Origin of the sequence: Methyloceanibacter stevinii (genome assembly GCF_001723355.1) — a bacterium.
Taxonomy (GTDB): Bacteria; Pseudomonadota; Alphaproteobacteria; order Rhizobiales; family Methyloligellaceae; genus Methyloceanibacter; species Methyloceanibacter stevinii.
In genome coordinates, this window is the sequence record NZ_LPWE01000007.1 from 1 (window position 1) to 3,566 (window position 3,566).

The 3,566-nt window shown below is 58.0% G+C and carries 2 protein-coding genes; one reads left to right on the forward strand and one right to left on the reverse strand.

The features are described 5' to 3' along the window. On the reverse strand, nt 1-1,249 hold a 1,249-nt coding region (locus AUC70_RS17480), incomplete at its 3' end, for a hypothetical protein (RefSeq protein ID WP_206599308.1). 583 nt (nt 1,250-1,832) lie between these two features. On the opposite strand from AUC70_RS17480, the gene AUC70_RS18735 reads away from it, so the two are divergent. Continuing rightward, complete coding sequence (locus AUC70_RS18735; protein ID WP_425283577.1) at nt 1,833-2,375, forward strand: rolling circle replication-associated protein; 543 nt, start codon at nt 1,833-1,835, stop codon at nt 2,373-2,375. Nucleotides 2,376-3,566 lie beyond the last annotated feature (1,191 nt).

Here is a 3,566-nt window from a genome sequence, read left to right on the forward strand (position 1 = left end):
GACTGGCGGTGCAGTCGACCGAGACGCGTAGGGCCTGGACTACGCGTATCAGTCGTGGACCATGATGAGAGACGCCGGTCTCATGACGATGGATTTCGAGGATTTCTGTCGTCAGTACGGTGTACGAGGTGAGGGAGGAAGAGACCTCGCCGAACCTCCACAGGCCGGAACTGATCCGGCACTGGCGCCAGTGGACGTACCCGACGAATATCGTGGAGCCGTCCAATGGTATCCCCTCGACGCCTACGCGTGGTCGGTGGCGCAACGTGCCGATCGCCGGATGTTCTTCGATGAACCGGGCTTCCTCGTGGGTCTCACCACGATGCGCGCTCAAGCTGTACCTCGGAAACCAGGAGGGTGCAATTGCGCACGCGATTGACAACGTACAGAACTGGCTCCCTGCCGTCATCACGCGCGATCTGACGTGTCGCACAAGTTCTTCGCTGAAGAGACGGGTCCGCTTGCGGCGACGTTTGGCGACACTGCGGGCGGCTACTGGATCGACCTCCGGGACCTCTTGGCGTACGGTGACCAGTTCATCAACTATACGCTTGATCCTGAGAACCAACCCGGCATTGTCCAGTTGCCTCTTGTCAACGGGAACAGGCGGTATCTCTCCACTACTGAGGTGCAATCGTGGTTCCTCGCGGATGTTGAAGACGGCGCGGACTATGAACAGATCGTCAGGGAAGACGGCGTGATCGCCCTCGGGATCCTCGGGCGGCAGTCGCCCAAGCCGGGACAGTTGGTCCTCGGTTCCGGGATGCAGGCCCCGGAACTGCCGTAAAGAGAAGGGGGGCCTCGCGGCCCCCCTTTTCACTTCGGGATCGGAAATTGCTGTAGTATCAGCGGATGCCCGAAGATCATCGCGAGCGCTACAGGTCCGGCAATCGGCCTCGTGGGAAAGCTCGTGGAAGCGCTGTTGCGCCTCATGCTCGTCCTCGCTAAAGTCGTCCACGAACGAACCATCGCGAAACGCTGCATGGAGCAGATAGAATGTCTTCTGAGCGGTATCGGCCATTACCGGGTTCCCTTTTTCTGAGCGGCAAAGGCGAGACGGCTTCGGCCCTCGCGAGACGAGCGAGCAGCTTATAGGCATCGCCTTTGGACTGCGCGAAAGCGGCCTCCTCGCGCCGACGAGCGCTTGCAGACTGCGGATTACGTCTCTGGTGAAGGCGAGTGCGTCGAACGCTACCGTGTTGTCCGCGTCCGCTTTGGGCGCGTTGTTGGTGGGGGTAGTCTTGGTCATGTCAGTTGCTCCAAGTTTTGCGCCGGGTGTCAAATATGCCGGCTCATTTGACTATGCGCAAAAGGACCCACAGTCAAGGGCTTGAGCGTAGCGACCCTTGACGGTGGGGCGTCGCCCCACTCTATCGCTTGCCCGACCGTGGGTCGGGCTTCCCTGCCCAAGAGAGTCTTTTATGACTTGACTCTCTCTGCACAAGTGACAGCGATGCAGACGCGATTTATACCTAAAGAGCGAGTCGAAGCGTTAGCTCGTAAAGCCCTGCTAGAGGGCGGGTGTCAGATCGACACATGGCGGGACGGATTGTCCCGCCGACAGGTCACATGGGACCTTGCCATGGAATGCTCATGGCCTCGCGAAGTCGAGTATGTCGGACGTGGTCCGCAGATCACAAGATGCCTAATAAGGTCATCTGTGTTATCCTGCGCGTAAGGTGCAGGAAATGCGACTGGTGTCGCGATATGAGGCGAAGAATGTGGACCGGTAGGGCCATGACCGAATACGAAATGTCCCCCCGGACATCATGGGGACCCTCACATGTAGTCTGGATGAGCATATCCAGCTAGATGCAGCCGTGCGCACACGCATGCGAAGGCATGGCGTCGATTTCGATGGTCTACCTAGCGTGGAGAAATTCGGTGCGCGCTGCGTCGAACTAGGGGCGCATATCACCCTCTGGCTCAAGAGGGTAAGGGCGCAAGGCGCTAAATTCAGATACCTGATGATAGCAGAACCGCATAACACGGATGCCATGGGGCAGCGCCCCCATGTGCATATGCTCATTCATGAGCAATCCGTGGGCAGTTTTTACACAGGCCCTCTGGGCTGGGTACGTGGAAAAAACGGGCAGTGGCATAAGGCTGTGCCTGACGACGCACCCTGCCGCCGTACATGGCCACTCGGATTTACCCGTTTCGAACGGGTGAGTGATGCCCGGTCTGCGCGGTATATCTGCAAATACGTCAGTAAGACTGCGATGGTTAGGATTCGCGCCTCGCAGTCGTATGGGGAACCTCCGCCATGGTACGCTCCAAAGGAGCATAGTGAGGAAATAATTTCCCACGTGAGTAATACGGACCCCTCCGAGGCGCCGGTGCGGGTCCATGACGAATGGTGCGCCGAATATTAGCCTACGGAGTGGACTGTGCCTAAATATTTTGGACACAAAACAACGTGGAAGTGGCGGACTGCCACTGCACAGGGCGGACCGATTGTCCGCCAAGAAAATCCGAAGTACTATAATAAGTCTTCGGACACGAAGTTTAAGGGGCCGACCTTAAACTTCCATAAGGATGCGCAAGGCACCTTTCGGTATAACCCGGCACACTCGGCCTCGGAAGATGTGCAGCGGGAAATGCATCGTCGTAAGATGGTGCAGAACTGGATGAAATACGGGAAGCAAACGCGGTCGGCCGCGTTTAAGTATATGTGGCGGTGGGGACCTTCGGGAACCCGCTACTAGACCCCGGTCTATGGCCCTACTCGCCGTTCAACATGCCTACTCCGGCTACGGAACCAACCCCGGCCGGATATGATATGGAGGCGGCCGGGTTTACCTACCAGTGGGGCCATAAGGACAACTGTAAGCAGTTGACAAACCAAGTAGTGTATACGTCGGGGTGCCTCAACCCGGCTTCGACGTATGAATGCCTAGGCGGACAGGCGATATTCGGTCCCGACTGGGTGTCGGGCGATACGCTGTCCGTGCCAGCGAATATGCGTGGCTTGTCGTTCACGCGTCGCTACAAAGTAGGGCCGATCCAGCGCACGCGTATGCAGGAGCACTGGTGCAGGACAACGCCACTCCCTGCCGTGGATATACCATGGCAAGATGAGGTGCCGGGAAGTCCGGCAAAGCCCGGTAGGGCGAAAATGGCCCCCCCGGAATACATGCCTAATCCTATAGGGGATACTCCATTCGAGACCGCCCAACTGCCGGGCAGGTCGCCGAAGATGGACATATGGCCGACCCCTGAAAATCCGCTTCCGGGGGGAGGGAGTTCGGGGGGCGGTGGTGCCAGTGGCGACTGGTCGCCTGTGCCAACTGCAACCAAAGGTCGCGATCCCTCGGTGGAGCCGGATTGGGAAGATGAAGAAGTTCCAAGCACTTTGCCTGACGAGGCTCCTATACCTAGTCCTCGTCCCGGTGGTGTATTTCTACCTGAGAATGCACCTGTTCCTACTCCGAGGCCTCCTTTTTATACTCCGCCCCGTCCTCCGCGCACACAATGGCCGCGTCCTCCGGGAAGGAACGAGAAAGAGGACAAAGTAAAGCTATTCGTTCAAAGAGGATGGTTCGGTGCCTGTCAAGGTTGTATGG

What these genes read in the sequence shown, in the direction of transcription:
- AUC70_RS18735 (WP_425283577.1), top strand. Translation starts at nt 1,833, where the DNA reads ATGCGAAGGCATGGCGTCGATTTCGATGGTCTACCTAGCGTGGAGAAA.